The organism is Promicromonospora sp. NPDC060271 (assembly GCF_042726755.1).
In the GTDB taxonomy this organism is placed as follows: Bacteria; Actinomycetota; Actinomycetes; order Actinomycetales; family Cellulomonadaceae; genus Promicromonospora.
Genome location: NZ_JBHXBG010000064.1, coordinates 1 through 16,673, shown reverse-complemented (window position 1 = coordinate 16,673; position 16,673 = coordinate 1). Strand labels below are relative to the sequence as shown.

At 73.6% G+C, this 16,673-nt stretch carries 15 protein-coding genes; 10 read left to right on the top strand and 5 right to left on the bottom strand.

The window, feature by feature from the left end; genetic code table 11:
* Positions 1-46 precede the first annotated feature (46 nt).
* The gene (locus ACFWE2_RS11965; protein WP_377224449.1) at positions 47-1,495 is read left to right on the top strand and encodes an endonuclease/exonuclease/phosphatase family protein; all 1,449 of its coding nucleotides are present in this window, start codon (positions 47-49) and stop codon (positions 1,493-1,495) included.
* A gap of 43 nt (positions 1,496-1,538) precedes the next feature.
* Here ACFWE2_RS11965 and ACFWE2_RS11960 read toward each other — a convergent pair whose 3' ends face one another.
* Positions 1,539-4,238, bottom strand: a complete 2,700-nt coding sequence (locus tag ACFWE2_RS11960) for an ATP-binding protein (RefSeq protein ID WP_377224448.1) — start codon at positions 4,236-4,238, stop codon at positions 1,539-1,541.
* A gap of 229 nt (positions 4,239-4,467) precedes the next feature.
* Between ACFWE2_RS11960 and ACFWE2_RS11955 the strand changes: the two genes are divergently transcribed.
* The 3 genes from ACFWE2_RS11955 (at position 4,468) to ACFWE2_RS11945 (ending at position 6,790) form a co-directional block, all read left to right on the top strand.
* A complete protein-coding gene (locus ACFWE2_RS11955) occupies positions 4,468-5,259 on the top strand; it encodes a glycoside hydrolase domain-containing protein (RefSeq protein ID WP_377224463.1) in 792 nt (263 codons plus the stop codon).
* A 12-nt stretch (positions 5,260-5,271) separates the two neighbouring features.
* On the top strand, positions 5,272-5,895 hold the full coding sequence (locus ACFWE2_RS11950) for a hypothetical protein (RefSeq protein WP_377224447.1): 624 nt from the start codon (positions 5,272-5,274) through the stop codon (positions 5,893-5,895).
* 142 nt (positions 5,896-6,037) lie between these two features.
* Complete coding sequence (locus tag ACFWE2_RS11945) at positions 6,038-6,790, top strand: YdcF family protein (RefSeq protein ID WP_377224446.1); 753 nt, start codon at positions 6,038-6,040, stop codon at positions 6,788-6,790.
* Between the two features lie 40 nt (positions 6,791-6,830).
* On the opposite strand, the gene ACFWE2_RS11940 is transcribed toward ACFWE2_RS11945, so the two are convergent.
* Entirely contained in the window at positions 6,831-7,493 is a 663-nt protein-coding gene (locus tag ACFWE2_RS11940; protein ID WP_377224445.1) for a TetR/AcrR family transcriptional regulator, read from the bottom strand.
* Positions 7,494-7,552: 59 nt separating this feature from the next.
* On the opposite strand from ACFWE2_RS11940, the gene ACFWE2_RS11935 reads away from it, so the two are divergent.
* The 3 genes from ACFWE2_RS11935 to ACFWE2_RS11925 all read left to right on the top strand — a co-directional run bounded on the left by ACFWE2_RS11935 (position 7,553) and on the right by ACFWE2_RS11925 (position 9,365).
* A complete protein-coding gene (locus tag ACFWE2_RS11935) occupies positions 7,553-8,410 on the top strand; it encodes an SDR family NAD(P)-dependent oxidoreductase (protein WP_377224444.1) in 858 nt (285 codons plus the stop codon).
* A gap of 122 nt (positions 8,411-8,532) precedes the next feature.
* Positions 8,533-8,985: a hypothetical protein gene (locus ACFWE2_RS11930; RefSeq protein ID WP_377224443.1), complete on the top strand. Its 453-nt coding sequence runs from the start codon at positions 8,533-8,535 to the stop codon at positions 8,983-8,985.
* 98 nt (positions 8,986-9,083) lie between these two features.
* Positions 9,084-9,365, top strand: a complete 282-nt coding sequence (locus ACFWE2_RS11925) for a SelT/SelW/SelH family protein (protein WP_377224442.1) — start codon at positions 9,084-9,086, stop codon at positions 9,363-9,365.
* Between the two features lie 21 nt (positions 9,366-9,386).
* Here the strand turns inward: ACFWE2_RS11925 and ACFWE2_RS11920 are convergent, their stop codons facing one another.
* The 3 genes from ACFWE2_RS11920 to ACFWE2_RS11910 form a co-directional block, all read right to left on the bottom strand.
* Complete coding sequence (locus tag ACFWE2_RS11920; protein WP_377224441.1) at positions 9,387-10,406, bottom strand: alpha/beta fold hydrolase; 1,020 nt, start codon at positions 10,404-10,406, stop codon at positions 9,387-9,389.
* A gap of 91 nt (positions 10,407-10,497) precedes the next feature.
* The gene (locus tag ACFWE2_RS11915; protein WP_377224440.1) at positions 10,498-11,388 is read right to left on the bottom strand and encodes an alpha/beta hydrolase; all 891 of its coding nucleotides are present in this window, start codon (positions 11,386-11,388) and stop codon (positions 10,498-10,500) included.
* 10 nt (positions 11,389-11,398) lie between these two features.
* A complete protein-coding gene (locus tag ACFWE2_RS11910) occupies positions 11,399-12,856 on the bottom strand; it encodes an FAD-dependent oxidoreductase (RefSeq protein ID WP_377224439.1) in 1,458 nt (485 codons plus the stop codon).
* Between the two features lie 175 nt (positions 12,857-13,031).
* Here ACFWE2_RS11910 and ACFWE2_RS11905 point away from each other — a divergent pair, with 175 nt between their 5' ends.
* The 3 genes from ACFWE2_RS11905 to ACFWE2_RS11895 all read left to right on the top strand — a co-directional run bounded on the left by ACFWE2_RS11905 (position 13,032) and on the right by ACFWE2_RS11895 (position 16,622).
* Positions 13,032-15,788 carry a helix-turn-helix transcriptional regulator gene (locus tag ACFWE2_RS11905; RefSeq protein WP_377224438.1) on the top strand — a complete coding sequence of 919 codons (2,757 nt, stop codon included), beginning with the start codon at positions 13,032-13,034 and terminating at the stop codon, positions 15,786-15,788.
* A gap of 109 nt (positions 15,789-15,897) precedes the next feature.
* Complete coding sequence (locus ACFWE2_RS11900) at positions 15,898-16,398, top strand: DUF2975 domain-containing protein (RefSeq protein ID WP_377224437.1); 501 nt, start codon at positions 15,898-15,900, stop codon at positions 16,396-16,398.
* Positions 16,398-16,622: a helix-turn-helix domain-containing protein gene (locus tag ACFWE2_RS11895; RefSeq protein WP_377224436.1), complete on the top strand. Its 225-nt coding sequence runs from the start codon at positions 16,398-16,400 to the stop codon at positions 16,620-16,622. Before ACFWE2_RS11900 ends, ACFWE2_RS11895 begins: the two co-directional genes overlap by 1 nt.
* Positions 16,623-16,673: the final 51 nt, after the last annotated feature.

Here is a 16,673-nt window from a genome sequence, read left to right as displayed (position 1 = left end):
CGTAGCCTCGCGCCGCACCGCATTCCGAGCCGGGGAGCCCACGCAGATGTCATCCGTACGCGCACGTATCCGCCGAGGTCTCCTCGCAGCCGTCGGGATCGGCGGTGCCCTCGCCGGGCTCGCGATCGCACCCGTGGCCTCGGCGGCCGAGCCCGCCCTCACCCTCAGCGCCGTCGAGGCCGCAGGGACCGTGCCGCCCGCTGAGCCGAAGCCCGAGGTCGACGGGGTGAGCGAGCTCGACGTGCTCAGCTTCAACGTGTGGCACGGCGGTACGCGGATCGACGACGGCGCCCGCCAGATCGCCGACATCCTGAAGGAGACCGACGCCGACGTGACCTTCCTGCCCGAGGTGGGCGACGCCCCGGCGCAGGTCGCCCGGCTCCTCGGATACGACCACCTCACCGCCACCGACACGGGCATCGTGTCGCGCTACCCGATCCTGGAGTCCGACACCGTGGACCGGTGGTGGACCAAGGCGGTGCTCGACGTCAACGGGACCGAGGTCGTGGCGTACGGCGGGCACCTGGAGTACCGCTGGTACGCCACCTACCTGCCGCGCGGCTACGGGGGCGCGGTCGGGGGCGACTGGCCGGACGGCTGGGACACCTGGAACAAGCTGCCCGGCGGCCCGGTCACCGACGTGGACGCCATCCTGGAGGCCAACCGGCAGTCGGGCCGCCCGGCGACCGCCGCGGCCCTCGTCGAGGACGTCGCGGCCGAGCGCGCCGCGGGCCGGATCGCCGTCGTCGGCGGTGACTTCAACGAGCCGTCGGTGCAGGACTGGACCGAGGACACCGCCGACCTGCAGGACCACAACGGCGTCGTCGTCCCGTGGCAGACGACGCAGACCCTCATCGACGGGGGACTGGTCGACGCCTTCCGCGAGGTCCACCCCGACCCCGTCGCCAACCCCGGCACCACCTGGCCGTCGGACAACCCGCTCTTCCCGACGTCGGACCTCACCTGGGCGCCGGAGGCCGACGAGCGCGACCGCATCGACTACGTCTTCGTCACGCCCGACGACCGCGTCTCCATCGACGACGCGATCGTCGTCGGTCCGCAGTCGACGATCGTGCGCGACGAGCGCGTCGAGGACGACAGCGCCGACGTGATCCTCACGCCGGACGCCGTCTGGCCCTCGGACCACAAGGCCGTGCTCGCGTCGTTCAGCATCTGCGACGACGGCTGCGCGCCGGCCGCTCCCGCCTGGGACAGGTCGGCGGTCTACACCGCAGGCGACGAGGTCTCGTACTCGGGCTCGACCTGGCGGTCGGCCTGGTGGACCAGCGGGACGGAGCCCGGCGCACCGTACGGCCCGTGGCAGGAGATCGTGGAGCGCGACGGCGTCGCGCAGTGGACGGCGTCCCGCATCTTCGAGGCCGGCGCGGTGGCCGCCCATGACGGCCGCACCTACGTGGCGAAGTGGTGGACCCGCAACCAGGAGCCCGGGTACCGGTACGGGCCGTGGCAGCCGGTGGACGCCGCCCGTCCCTGACCATGCCCCCGCCGGTCGGCCGGGACCCCGCCACGGAGCCGGTTCATCCCGGACCGGCGGCCAGGTCCCGGACCGCCGCCCGCCGCCCGTTTCTCGCCGCGTCGGTCGTGGACGCCTCCTCGACACCGAGCTCGACGAACGTGGCGTCCGCGAGCGTGCTGAGCCGAGCCGCTTCGGCCGCGTCGCCGCGGGCGGCGTGCACCCGACCGAGCCCGTGGTGTGCCCGAGCCTGCTCGTAGCGGTCGCCGGCGGACGTCGCCAACGTGAGCGCGTGCGACCACGCCTCCTCGGCGGCGTCGAGCTCCCCGCGGGCGAGCCGGACGCTGCCCAGGTCGCACAGCGTCTGCGTCACCACGCTGGCCTCGCCGACCCGCTCGCCGATCCGTAGCGCGCGCTCGAGCTGGTCCACGGCTTCGTCGCGGCGTCCGAGGCCGGCCAGGGCGACACCGAGCCCTCGGTGCGAGTCGCCCTGGCCGGCGGGGTAGCCGAGCCGGACGAAGGCCTCCAGCGCGTCGCCGTGGTGACTCATCGCGTCCTCGAAGCGGCGCTCGCGGCTGGCGAGGGATCCCAGGTTGTCGCGGCACACGGCGACGCCGATCGGGTGGTCGACGGCGGTGTACACCGCGAGTGCCTCGTCGAAGCAGCGCGCGGCCTCGGCGTACCTGCCGAGGAAGAGCCAGACCACACCGAGGTTGTTGGTGGCCGCGCCCTCGCCCCGCCGGTCTCCCACCTCGCGCAGCAGGTCGATCGCGCGAGAGTGCAGCCGCACGGCGTCGAGGTAGAGGCCCTGCCGTCGCTTGGCGATACCACGGGCGTAGCACGCCTGGCCCTCGCCGACCGGATCGGCGGCGTGCGCGTAGAGCGTCGCGGCCTCGTCCAGGTAGGCGTCCGCCTCGTCGTAACGGCCTCGCCTCCAGCACAGGATGCCCAGCCGGTGCAGGGACCGGGCCTGGCCTGCCGGGTCACCGGCGGCCCGGCGCCCGGCGAGCGCGAGGCGATGCAGGTGTTCGGCGTCCTCGTAGTTACCGATCCGACGACAGATCACGGCCAGGTCGTCGGTCGCGTCGGCCTCGTCGGCGGGCCGGCCGAGCGCGCCGGCCAGGTCGCGCACACGTCGGTGCAGGCGGATGGCCTCGTCGAAGTGTCCCTGGTCGTCCAGGTGGTCATGGAGCACGGCAGCGGTGTCCCGGACGTACTCGTAGTCCGCGTCGGGGCTCTCCGCGGTCGCGACCAGGACCGACCACTCGCGACGCAGCCAGTCGTGGGCCGAGCTCGGGTCGGGGAACCGCGGTGCGGGCGAGGCCGCGGGTGGCAGGTCGGGGGGCCGCCAGGTGGGGCCTCGCTCCGCTGCCATGGCCGCCGCGGCCGTCGCCAGGTAGTGCGCACGGACGCGGCCGAGCGCCGCGTCGCGGTCGCCCTGCTCGAGATCACGCGTGCTCTCGGCGGCGTACCCGCGCAGCAGGTCGTGCAGCACGTAGTGCCGGTCGGCGGTCTCGCTGAGCATGTTGGCGCGGACCAGCTCGTCGAGCGTCATCCGGGCGGCTCGCTCCTCGACGCCCAGCAGGGCGGCCGCGGCCGACAGGCTGATGTCCGCACCGGCGTGCAGGCCCATGAGCCGGAAGGCGCGTGCCGCGTCGTCGCCGAGGTGGCGCCAGGACCAGGAGAACACGCTGCGGACTGCGGTGTGCTCGTCATCGGCCACCCGCAGCAGGTCGAGCCGGTCGGGGTCGTGGTCGAGCTCGGCGACCAGGTCGGCGAGCGTGCTCGTCGGTCTCGCCGCGGCGAGCTCGGCGGCGATCCGGAGCGCCAGCGGGAGCCGGGCGCACTGCTGGGCCAGCCGGGCGGCGGCCGCGGGCTCCGTCTCGACCCGCCGGCCGACCAGCCGCACCAGCAGCTCGTGCGCCTCCGCGTCGGAGAGCAGGTCGACGTCGACGCGGCGCGCCCCCTCCCGTGCCACCAGCCCGGCCAGGTTGGTGCGGCTGGTGGCCACCACCGCACACCCGGCGCCGCCGGGCAGCAGCGCCCGCACCTGGTCGCTGCTGACGGCGTTGTCGAGGACGAGCAGCACGCGCCGGTCGGCGAGGAGCGTGCGCAGGGCGGCGCTGCGCTGGTCGACGGCACGAGGTACGGCGGCCCCCTCGGTGCCCAGGCCGCGCAGCAGGGCTTCCAACGCCTCGGCCGTGGTCATCGGCGCTCTCGGCCCGAAGCCGCCCAGGTCCAGGTAGAGCTGGCCGTCACCGAACCGGTCGACCACCCGGTGCGCCCACCGCAGCACGAGGGCGGTCTTGCCCGCGCCGGCGGTGCCGGTGACCACGGCCAGCCTCGCCCCGCCGTCGGGATCGGTGCGGAGCAGCTCGTCCAGCGCGTCGAGCTGGGCCTGACGGCCGATGAACGCACGTACCGGGGCGGGAAGCTGTCTGGGAGCCGTCGCCGGTAGGGGTGGAACCGCCTCCGGGGCGATCGGCGAGACCGGACCCGATACCGCTGCGGTGCTCGCTTCCAGCCAGAGATGGTGGAACCGCTCCGTGTCGCCGTCCAGGGTCTCCACCAGCAGCTCGAGCAGACCCCAGCGGGGCACCCGCGGCTCGCTGAACGCCGCGGAGACGGTGGTGTGGCTGCAACCCACCTCCCGGGCCATCTCCCGCAGGCTCGGCCACCCGGCCCGATGGTGCAGGTCGTGCAGGGCCTCGACCAGGTCGCGCCGCGGCCCGGCCGGCAGCTTCGGTGAGGGCAACGCACCCATGACGGCTCACCAACTCTTCTCGGACGCCGCCGCCTCGCTCCGCACTCGATCCACGACGCGACGACGTGCCACGCGCGGCCGGTTCCGTCCAGTTCCGTACGACGCTGTCAACCACCCTGCAGCCGGGCTGATGGTGGTGATGTCCACGCCGCCGGCGCAGACCACATGTCATGGGAGGACCCTGATGTACCTCGGACTTGACCGATCAGCCTATCCCGGTGACTCCGTGATGGCGACCTTGTACGACGACACCAACCTGTACTTCACCTGCTTCTACCTGGCGCCGGCGCCGAGCCACGGCGAGTCCTCCTGGATGACCCGTCGCGCGACGCTGCTCCGACAGGGCTGGGGCTTTCTACCCACGTACGTGGGCCGGCAGGTGATCGGTCCCGGCAGCCATGTGGTGACGGCCGCCCAGGGAGTGGCCGACGCCCACGACGCCCACCGGCTGATGTCGGTCGCGGGCTTCGAGACCGGGACCGTCGTCTACCTCGACATCGAGAACGGCGCACCGTTGCTGCCCGCACAGGAGGAGTACATCCGTGCGTGGATCCGCACGGTCAACCAGGACACCTCCTACTGGCCGGGCGTGTACTGCCACAAGCGTGGCGTCGCGGCGCGGGTGCGGGCCATCGCGGGGGAGGACCTGCCCATCTGGGTCTACGGCCCGCAGCACCCCCATCCGGCGCTGCCTCCCGGGGCGCCGCGGCCACGGGTCGTCGTCAACCCGGCGACGGAGACCGGACCCGCGACGATGCCTGCCGACTACCCCGACGCGACGGCGTGGCAGTACCTGATGAGCCTCAACTGCGTGGTCGACCTGCGGTGGGCTGACGGCAGCAGCACGGTGCACACGCTCCACGAGGTCGACCTCAACGTCGCGACCGTCGCCGACCCGTCGTTCTCGCCGTCGCCTCGGGCCAAGGTCCGCGACGCGAAGGTGCGCGACGCGAAGGTCCGCGACCACTCCGAGGCGCCTGTCGCCTCCACACCGCACCACGCCTCCACCAACCAGCCCTAGGAGGGCACTGCCATGACCGACACCGACACCACAGCACAGGCGGCCACGGGCTCGCCCGGTACCACCACCGCCGGGCTTCCCATGCCGACTCTTCCGACGATGCCCACCACGCTCGGGACGCTGGGGCCGCTGTCCCCGCCGCCCGGTGGGGCCGCTGCCGTACCTACCGAGCAGCTCACCGCACAGGCCATCAGCGCGAGCGTCGCGATCGGGATGGCGCCCTACCACTACGGGTTTCTCACGTCGTACACCGTGGACCAGCTCCTCGCCGCCATCAGGCAGTGGCTCGCGCAGCTCGAGGCGATGGACCAGCTCAGCAGCGAAGAGGTGCGGCGAACGGAGGCCCTCATCGATGCTCGACGGCAGAACAAGCCGCTGCCGCGGCGGCAGCGTACGCCGGGCGCCGCCCCGTCCGGCACGCTGACCGTCGCAGGCCTGGTGCAGCTCGCAGCCGGCGGGGGATCGATGGGCGCCGGCACGACGACGGAGTCCGCCTTCGGCGACTTCTTCCACAGCCTCGTCGAGATCGGCGTGACGGTCCTCGGCGCGATCGAGGGATTCGGCGTGGGCGGTCCGATCGGGGCCGTCGTCGGCGGCATGACGGCGCACGCGTGGATCACGAGCCAGGAGTTCTGACCCAGGACCCCTGCACCCGCTCGCGGCGCCGCTGCCGACGCGGTCACCCGAGCCGTACCGGCGAGGCTCCTGTGGTCGAGGATTGTCCCTCGAGACAAGCCACCACAGGAGCCGCGCTGTGGGTGCTGAGAGAGTTGCGTCCATGATGACCAGATCCGTCGGAGCAGTCCTGTGGGTGGTCGCCGGCGCGGTCCTGATCCTCGATGCCCTGGTCGTGCTGCTCGTGAGCGGCATGCACACCGGCATCGCCGCGACCCTCGTGATCGGCGCCCTGTACGTGTGCCACGGGCTCTTCGGACACGGCGCCCGGCCCGGAGACCGGCGGGCCCGGTGGCCCCGGATCCTCGTCCCGGGCGTCACCGCGCTGCTGCTCCTCCTCTTCGCCTGTCTCGCGGTCCTCGGCAGGACGGACACGGCGTCGCAGGAGGAGGACGCCGTCGTCGTCCTCGGGACGGCGGTGCGGGACGGCGACGTGACGCCGGCGCTCCGCTCCCGGCTCGACGTGGCCGTCGACTACTCCGTCGCGAACCCGGACGCCGTCGTCGTGGTCGCCGGAGGACTGCCGCCCGGAGAGACCGTCACCGAGGCGCACGCGATGGAGCGGTACCTGGTCACCCGCGGGGTCGCGGAGCACCGGATCATCCAGGAGGGCCGGTCGACCAGCACCTTCGAGAACTTCGTCCACGCGAAGGCGATGCTCGACGCGCGCTTCGGCACCCGGTACACGGCGGCCTTCGTCACGAGCGACTACCACGTGCCCCGGGCGGCCGGGATCGCCGAGGCGGCAGGGCTGCGCGCCACCCACCTGCACGCGGACACGCCGTGGTACGAAATCCCGGTCGACTACGTGCGGGAGTCCCTGGCCATCGCGAAGTTCGTCGTGACCGGGCGGTGACGTCCCGAGACCTCCGCTACGCGGGCAGGCCCGAGGACGGTCACCCTCGTCCGGCCAGACCGCGCACCATCGCCCCGAGGATCCGGACCAGCCGTGGCTCGACGTCGACCAGGGCGTGCGACAGCCGGGGGTCGGAGCGGTAGAGCGCGGCGACCTCCGGCCCCGGTGTGGCGATCTGGTGGAACGTCCCGGCCATCGAGGTCGACGCGGCGACGAGGTCGACGCCGTCCTGCTCCGACAGGCCGGGCAGGGCCGCGCGGACGGCGGGCACGATCTGGCCGAGGCCCTCGCCGGTCGTGAGCTTGAACTCGCGCACCTTCTCGACCGAGACGTTCCGCTCCAGGTTCAGCGGCGTCTGCGCGAGCAGGTCGCAGAACATGGGCCGGCTGGCGAGCGTCGTGGCGAAGGCCGCCGCGACGGCGTCCGGGTCGGGCCGCTCGACGGCACGCAGCCGTTCGGCCAGCGCCGGGGCCCAGTCCCGCCAGCCCTCGGCGGTGAGCCGCAGGAAGATCTCCTCGCGCGTCTCGAAGTACCGCAGCATCGCGGACTTGTGCATGCCGACGGCGTCGGCGATGTCGGTCAGCGTGACCTCCCGGATGCCGCGTTCGGCGCCGAGACGGCGGGCGGCGTCGAGGATCGCGGTCTCGCGGACGAGCTTGGCCTCGGGGGAGCGCGCCCGTCGGAAGTCCCCGGAAGTCGTCATGGTCACATCTTAGCGCAACAGGGTTGCGCAAGTTAGGGCAACGGTGTTTTATTAAAGGCATGCAGCAGACATGGTTCATCACCGGTTCCTCCCGCGGCTTCGGCCGCTCCCTCGCTACCGCCGCGCTCGCCGCCGGCGACCGGGTGGCCGCCACGGCGCGGCGGCCCGAACAGCTCGACGACCTCGTGGCCGAGTACGGCGAGCGGGCGCTCCCGCTCCGGCTCGACGTGACCGACCAGGCGGCCGCCCGTGCCGCGCTCGCCGAGGCCGCGGCTCGCTTCGGCCGGATCGACGTGATCGTCAACAACGCGGGCTACGCCAACGTGTCGCCGATCGAGACAGGAGACGACGCCGACTTCCGCACCCAGTTCGAGACCAACTTCTGGGGCGTCTACAACGTCTCCAAGGCGGCGATCCCGCTCCTGCGTGAGCAGGGCGGCGGTCTCGTGGTCCAGTTCTCGTCGGTGGGCGGGCGGGTCGGCGGCTCGCCGGGCATCGCGTCCTACCAGGCGGCGAAGTTCGCCATCGACGGCTTCAGCCGCGTGCTGCGCGTCGAGACGGCGCCGTTCGGCGTCAAGGTGCTCGTCGTCGAGCCGAGCGGGTTCCGCACCGACTGGGCGGGCGCGTCCATGACCGTGGGTGACGTGCCCGCTGAGTACGAGTCCACCGTCGGGGCCATGAACACCCGGATGCGCCAGAGCGGCGACGGTCCCGCGGGTGACCCGGACCGGGCCGCGCAGATCCTCGTCGAGCTGGCCAAGCGGGACGACCTGCCCACCAACCTGCCACTCGGCGTGAACGCGACCGAGATGTCGGTGGCACAGGACCGCCGCCTGCTGGAGTCGGATCTCCGCTGGGCTGCCGTGAGCCGCTCGGCCGACTTCGCGGAGCCGTTCCCGGTCGAGCTGCCGGCCTGACGCGGCACGAGCACACGGCCGGTCGGTGTCCGGCAACGCCGCACGATGACACCCGGCTCGTATGAACCACGTCACGGCCAGGAGGCGTCATGCGCCCCGCACCGGTGGACATTGACCGCTGTGTGACTCTCAACCGAAACTCCGCAAACCCGTCCGACCGCTCCGGCCAGCCCCGGCGCCCCCGCACCGTCTGGAGCACCGCCTCGCGGGGCGTCGCCGCCGCGGGCAGCGCGCTCGCCGTCGCGCTGCTGGCCACGGCCTGCACGACGGCGAGCGCCGCCGTGCCGGAGCCGCCGTCGGCAGCGCCGTCCTCTTCCGCGCCGTCGTCGTCCGCACAGGAGGCGCGCGTGCCGTCGGCTCCCGGCGACACCGCTCCCGCACCCGCGCCCGCCGAGGCGTCGCCGGTCCCGTCAGTCCCGGCGGATGCCAGGACCGAGACGAGCGCCGCTCCCTCGCCGGCACCCGCCCCGGCCGCTCCTCGCGAGTCGAGGCAGGCGCCCGCCGACCAGGCGGAGCCTCGTCCGGTGCCGACGGTTCCCGGGGAGCCGTCGGAGCGGCTGGCCGTCACCGGCTGAGCGACCCCGCAGGACGGAGCGGCTCCCGGCGTGCGCTGCCGGGGGCCGCTCCGTGGTCTCGTACCCGCGCACCTCGCCGCGCGTGGAACAGTGATCGCATGCCCACACCACGCATCGTGATCACCTACTGCACCCAGTGCCGCTGGCAGCTGCGCGCCCAGTGGTACGCGGGGGAGCTGCTGCAGACCTTCTCGGACGAGATCGGCGAGGTGGCGATCGTGCCGTCCACGGGCGGGGTGTTCCGGATCGAGGTCGGCGAGGAACGGGTGTGGAACCGTAAGCGCGACGGCGGATTCCCCGAGATCACGGAGCTCAAGCGCCGGGTGCGGGACATCATCGCTCCGGGCAGGTCCCTCGGGCACTCCGACCGGACCGACTGACAGGTCGGCGCCGATACGTCCTCATCGGGCCTCGGGGCTCTGGTCCGCGAAGAACGCCCGCAGGTGCTGGTTGACGGCGGCGGGGCAGTCGAGCTGCGGTACGTGGCCGCACCCGGCCAGCGTCTCGAGCCGGGCGTCGGGAAGCAGGGCGGCGAAGCGGTGGGCACGTTCCACCGGCTGGACGGTGTCCTCCTCGCCCCACAGGATCAGGGTCGGGGTGTCGGTGCCGGGCAGCGCTTCCTCGGTCCCGGCCCAGTCCAGGCGCCGTTCCAGCAGGTAGGTGGCGCGGACGTTGTCGCGGAAGGTGGCGGGCGCCCACCACTCGTCCAGGAGCTGGTCGGTGAGGATCTCGTCGTGGACGAGCATGCCCTCGGCGAGCCCGCGCACCGCCGGCCGGCTCGTGGACAGCTTCGTGGCCAGCTCGCCGAGGACCGGGACCTTCAGCGACTCCCACATGACTGTGCCGGGCAGGTCGAGGCCGGTGGCGTCGAGCAGGGCGAGCCGCGTCACGCGGTCGGGGTGGTGCTGGGCGAAGGCCAGGGCCCACCCTCCGCTCCAGGAGTTGCCGGCGAGCGCCGTGCGCCGCAGGCCGACGGCGTCCAGGAACGTGCCGATCGCGCCGACCATCGCGGGCACGTCGTACCGGAAGTCGTCGTCGTGCAACTGGGTGTAGCCCTGGCCGGGCAGGTCGACGACGTACACGGTGTGTTCCCGGGACAGCGCCTCGAGCTGGTCCCGCCAGCCGATCACCGACGTCCCGCCGGGGGAGAGCAGGACCACCGGGGAGCCGGAGCCGGACCGGACGTAGTGGAACCGGGCGAGCGGGGTCTCCGCGTAGCGCGACCCGACGCTCGCGAGGTACGGCGACCGGAAGTCACGTCCGGCCTCCGGTGGCTGCCAGCCGTAGGCGCCGAACAGGACCGCGGCGACGAGGAGCGCGGCGGCGGCCGCCGCCCGGCGTCGCCGGGTCCGTCGTTGCCGGGGCGGGTCGGTGGGCTGCCTGTCGGCACCGGTTCGGACCTTCTCGTCGGTCGCGGCCATGAGCTTCCTTTGATCGGGGGTCACGTCACTCGTCTGACGCGCCGCGGCGGGACGTTCTGACAGGTTCGGGTGGTGAGGTGGGCCACAGGGACTATGGCAGTGCCAGGCGGAGGAAGGCGACCTGGTCGGCGGCGACGCGTTCGCGCAGTTCAGGGTCGGTGTAGAAGGCGAAGTGGGTGCCGGGGTACACGCGTAGCTCACCTCGGGGCGCCCGGTCGGCGAGCTGCCGTGTCAGGTGTAGCGGGGTCTCCTTGTCGTCGGCGGCCACGCAGACCAGGAGCGGTCGGCGCAGGCGGGCCGCGGCCTCCGCGGGGTGATAGCGCATCATGGCCAGCAGTGCCCGAGGCGCGACGACGTTGCGCCACGCCGTCGCGGAGCCGCCCCCGGTCAGGGTCCTGATGTGCTGCTCTGCCTCGGTCGTGGCGGTGACGGCGAGCTCGCCGGGATCACCCACCATGGGGATGTAGTGCGGACTCAGTCCCAGCCTGCCGCGGACCGCGTCCCAGGTGATCGCGGCCAGCAGCCGCAGGGTGTCGGTCGTGCCGCGGCCCTCCACCGATCTCGGGAACCCGTTGAACGGGATCTGTGCGACCACGGCTGCGACGTGCGGGTCGTCGGCTGCGACGGTCACGGCGTGCGCGCCGCCGAGCGAGTTGCCCCACAGGGCGACCCGGGCCGGGTCGACCCGCTCGTGGGCACGGACGAGGTCCAGCGCGGCCCGGATGTCGTGCCGCTGGCCGTCGAGGTCGGGGACCTGCCGCGGCTCGCCGTCGCTCTCGCCGAAGCTGCGGTAGTCGAACACGAGGGCGCCGAAGCCCTCGGCCGCGAACCGTTCCGCGTACGGGAACAGCCGGTCCATCGTGCCGCTGAAGCCGTGGCACAGCACCACGCACGGCACACGGCCGGCCCCCGCCGGCAGGTAGAGCCAGCCGGCGCAGGTCACCCCGGCGACGACGAACGAGATCCTGGTCCGGTCGAACATCCGGGGCCTCCTAGGTGGCCGACGGCTGGGTGGTCGGCGCGCCGCACAGCGCGGCGAGCGCGAGGTGGGTCGCGGCGGTGTCGCCAGGGGCGATGATCGCGCCGACATGACCGTCAGGGCGGATCAGGACGCACTCGCCGGTGCCCGCTGTGGGCACGACCACGCGCACCCGGTCGGTCCAGCCCGCGACGTCCGCCGTGCCGCTCGGAGCCAGCAGCGCGAAGCTGCCGCCGCGCAGCGCCTCGTAGAGGCGGCCACCGTCCGCGAGGTCCTGGTCGGGCGCACGGTCGCCGGTGCGCCGGTCCGCTCCCTCCGGTGCGGCGTAGTCGAAGCCGACGCCGCTGAGCCGGCCGATGGCACGACTGTGGACGGCCGGGATCCTGATGGCGGTACCGCCGAGCAGACCCCGCATGGCCCGGCCGAGGCCGGAGCGGAGCATGGCGAGCCGGATGAGGGTGCCGCTGGCCTGGAGCACCTCGCGGCCGACCGGGTGGCGCTCGGACTGGTAGGTGTCGAGCAACGTCTCCGGGGCGCCGCGCAGCACCGCGGCAAGCTTCCAGGACAGGTTGGCGGCGTCCTGCAGCCCGGTGTTCATCCCCATGCCGCCGGCCGGCGAGTGGCAGTGCGCCGCGTCACCGGCCAGGAACACCCGGCCGACGCGGTACTCGGGCACCTGCCGCTCGTCGGAGTGGAACCGCGACGTCCAGCGGGCCTCGGACATGCCGTGGTCGGTGCCGAGCGCGCGCTCGGTGACCGCCCTGACCTCGTCGAGGCCGAGCGGGGCGCTCTCGGGGACGTCGTCGCGGCGGTCCCAGCAGAAGACGCGCCACCAGCCGTCGCCGAACGGCGCGAGGAACGCGAACTCGTCGCCGTTGCCGTTGACGGTCAGGGTCTCCTCGGGTGCCTCGGTGAGGCGCACGTCGGCGAGCATGATCGACCTGATGACCGACTCCCCGGGGAACGGCTGCCCGATGGCTTCCCGAACCCGGGAGCGGACGCCGTCGGCGCCGACGACGTACGCGGCGCGGCGGGACGTCGTCGTCCCGTCGGGGCCGCGGCTCTCCACGACGACGCCGGCGCCGTCCTGGGTCAGGCCGGTGACCTCGGCGTCGTACAGGAGCTCCGCCCCGGCGGCCAGGGCGCGCTCCCGAAGGACCTGCTCCACGGTGTACTGCGGGGTGATCAGCAGGTAGGGGAAGCGGCTCGGCAGCTCGTCGAAGTGCACGTGCACGGCTGCGAACAGCCGGGCGTCGGTGACCCGGCCGACCGAGCGCGCCACGAGCGGGTCGGCGAGACCACGAGCGTCCAGCTCCTCCAGGGTGCGGGCGTGGACGCCGAAGGCCCGCGACAGGTTCGAGATCTCGCTGCCGCGACGCTCCAGCACGGTGACGGACAGGCCGGCCTCGGCGAGGTCGCCGGCCAGCAGGAGTCCGGTGGGGCCGGCTCCGACGACGATGACGTCAGTCATGACGCTCCAGGGGTACGGGTCACCAGGCGGTGGCCGGCGGACGTGAGCGGTGCGAACGCGCGGTCACCGCCCGGATGGCTGATCACGAACGTACGGACCGGCGCACCGGGCCGAAACAGTCACGGTGACTGAACTCGTGCGGTGCGCACGGTCGTCGGTTGGGTAATGTGCGGGCGTGATCGGCAGAGAGCCAGAGATCGCCCTGCTGTCCCGTCTGGTCGCCGCGTCGCGCGGTGGCCAGGGCGGTGCGGTCGTCCTGTACGGCGAGGCCGGGATCGGCAAGTCGGCGCTGCTGGCGCACGTCGCCGACACGGCCGCGGCAGACCACCTGGTGCTGCGGACGGCGGGGGTCGAGGCCGAGTCCGAGCTGCCCTTCGCGGCCCTGCACCTGCTGCTGCGCCCGGCGGCGCACCTGGCCGACCGGCTTCCCGCCACCCAGCGGCAGGCGCTCCGGCGTGCTTTTCGTGAGGAGGCGGGCGAGGCCACCGACCGCTTCCTCGTCGGCCTCGCCGTCCTGACGCTCCTCGCCGACCTCGCGGAGGAGCGTCCCCTGCTGTGCCTCGTCGACGACGTGCAGTGGCTGGACCGTGCCTCGCTCGACACGCTGCTCTTCGCCGCACGGCGGCTCGACGCCGAACCGATCGCCGTCGTCTTCGCCGGCCGGGCCGGGGCGGGGCCCGCGCTCGACGGCTTCCCCGAGCTCAGGCTGTCCGCGCTGGCCAGGACCGACTGCGAGCGGCTGCTCGCCGACCGTGCGCCCGACCTCGGTGTCCAGGCGCGCGAGCGGGTGATCGAGGAGGCGGAGGGCAACCCGCTCGCGTTACTGCACTTCGCCGCCAACCTGTCGGACGAGCGGCGATCCGGCGAGCAGCGAACCGGCCAGGTGACGCCGCTGCCCTTCCGGGCCGCAGAGCCTGCCGGGAGCGGTCGCCTGGAGCGGTCCATGCGTGCGGCGATCCAGCGACTGCCCGACCGGTCCCGCCTGCTGCTCCTGGTCGCCGCCGCGGACGGGTCAGGTGACCTGAGCGTGGTCCTGACCGCGGCCCAGCGCCTCGGGGCCGGCCCGCAGGACCTGGAACCCGGCGAGCGGGCCGACCTGGTGGAGGTCGCCGACGGTCGTCTCCGTTTCCGTCACCCGCTGATCAAGGCGGCGGCGTACCACGAGGCACCCACGCTGCGGCGCGCGAGCGCACACCGGGCCCTCGCCGACGTCCTCACCGGTGACGAGCACGCCGACCGCAGGGCCTGGCACCTGGCCGCCGCCGCCCTCGAACCCGACGAGGAGCTCTCGACCGTCCTCGCGGACACCGGCGAGCGCGCCCGGGCACGCGGCGCGTACGACGCCGCCGCCGCGGCCTACGAACGGGCCGCACAGCACACGGCCGACCGGGAGCGCCGGGCACGATGGCTGGCCGCCGCGGCGGAGACGACGCTCGCGGTCGGGGAGCTCGGCCGTGCCGCAGCCACGGCCGAACAGGGCTGCCGGCTGACCACCGACCCGGTGCTGCTGGCCCGCCTGGCCGGCGTGCGTGCGGCCGTCGACGCCGAGCGGGACGACCCCACGTCCGCCGTGCACACCCTGATCTCCGCCGCGGCGGACGTCGCTGCCGTCGCACCGCCGGTCGCGGCGTCCCTGCTCGCGACGGCCGCCGGCGAGGCATGGTTCGCCGGCGAGCACGGCGGGCTGCGGAAGGCCGCCGACCTGCTGACCTCCCTCGGCTCCGCCGTCGAGGCCCATCAGGTCCCCGTGACCGCCGCGGTGCGCGGCATGGAGCGGGTGGCCGCAGGCGACCCCGCGGCGGGCCTGCCGCTCCTGCGTGCGGCCCTGCCCGCACCAGGCCTCGCCGCGACCTCCCAGGTCGCGGCGACCTCCGCAGTGTTCAGCGCGCTGATGACCGGCGACGACGACGCGGCCCGCGAGATAGCGGCGGCCCGGGTCGACGTCTGCCGCGCACAGGGGCTCGTCGGCGCGCTGCCGCACGCGCTGCAGCTGCTCACCCAGGCGCAGATCCTGCGCGGTGACCATGCCGACGCGGCGGAGTCGGGCGCGGAGGCCTGGCGGATCGCGCAGGCCACCGGGCAGGCGGGACGCCTGCGGCACCTGCACGGCATCCTGGCGCGCCTGGCCGCCATCCGCGGCGACGACGAGGAATGCCTGCGCCTGGCCGGGCACGCGCAGGGCACCGTCCAGGAGCGCTACGGCTCGGGCTGGGGCGGCGGCGCGCTGGCCCTGCTCGACCTCGGGCGGGGGCGGTACGCCTCGGCGGCCGAGCGTGCGGCCCGAACCCTCGACGGGCCCCTCGGTCACACGGCGATCGTCACGTTCTCGATCGCCGACCTCGTCGAGGCGTGCGCGCGCCTGGACGACCGCGAGCGCGCCGCCGGCGCGTTCACCCGGTTCGACGCGTGGGCCGCGGCGAGCGGCCAGGCCTGGGCGGCGGCGGTCGCGCACCGCTGCCGCGCCCTGCTGGCGCCGCACGACCAGGCCGCCTCGCACTACGAGACGGCGCTCGAGCTGCATGCTTGCGGTGGCCGACCCTTCGAGCAGGCCAGGACCCAGCTCCTGTACGGCGAGTGGCTCCGGCGGGAACGTCGCCGTGCCGACGCCGCCGTCCGCCTGCGCTCCGCCGTGGACCTCTTCTCCGGGCTGGGCGCCACCCCCTGGGCCGAGCGTGCCGAGAGGGAGCTGGTCGCGGCCGGCGGGCGCGCCACACGTCGCGAGCACGGTGGCGCCGTGCTCGATGCCCTGACCTCGCAAGAGCTCCAGGTGGTGCGGCTGGCCGCGACCGGGGCGACCAACCGGCAGATCGGCGCCCAGCTCTTCCTCAGCCCCAGGACGGTGGGCTCGCACCTGTACCGGGCCTATCCCAAGCTGGGGATCTCGTCCCGTGCGGAGCTGGCGGACGTCGTCGCCCGCGCCTGCCCGACCTGACGCGCTGACCCGGCCCTGGCTGCCCACGGCGATCGACCACTCCCACGCACCGATCGACTGTCGCCAGTAATCGATTGACTATCGAGCGATTCCTGTCGATACTCGCTACATGAATCGGATCGTCTTCAACATGCTCACGCTCCTGATCTTCAGCGGGATCGCCATCGGCCTGTTCGCCCAGGTCGTGATCCTGCCCGGGATCGCCGCCGACGAGGTCAGCAACTTTCCCCCGTACGAGCCCTACCGTGCCCCGCTCCTGGCCGCGGGGATCGCGTTCATCGCCTGCGCGCAGGTGTCGCTCGCGGCCCTGTGGGTCCTCGTGCTCCGCGCCCAGACGGGCACCTTCTTCCGGCCGGGCACGCAGCGCTGGGTGGTCACGATCGGTGCGGCGGTCGGCGTGGCGACGCTGCTCACCAGCGCCTTCTTCCTGTACCTGACGTTCTTCGGGATCCCGACACCCGACGACGAGGACATGGGGGAGCTGGGGCTGTGGATGGCGAGCGGCCTGGGATGCCTGGTCGGCGTCGCACTGCTCGGTGTCGTCTTCGTGACCCATCGGCTCGTCGGACGGGCGACGGACGCACAGACAGAGCTGGACGGCGTGCTCTGATGGCGATCGTCGTCGAGATCGACGTGCTCCTGGCGCAGCGCAAGATGTCGGTCGGCGACTTCGCCGAGGCGATCGGCCTGAGCCCGGCCAACGTGTCGGTGCTGAAGAACGGCCGTGCGAAGGCGGTCCGGTTCTCGACGCTCGACGCGATCTGCCGGGTTCTCGACTGCCAGCCGGGAGACGTGCTGCGGTGGGTCCCCGACGCGGACGAGCCCGGGGCCTAGGCGCGAGGGGGTACGGGCCGCTGGGCGACGACGACGCGATCTCCTCGCGTC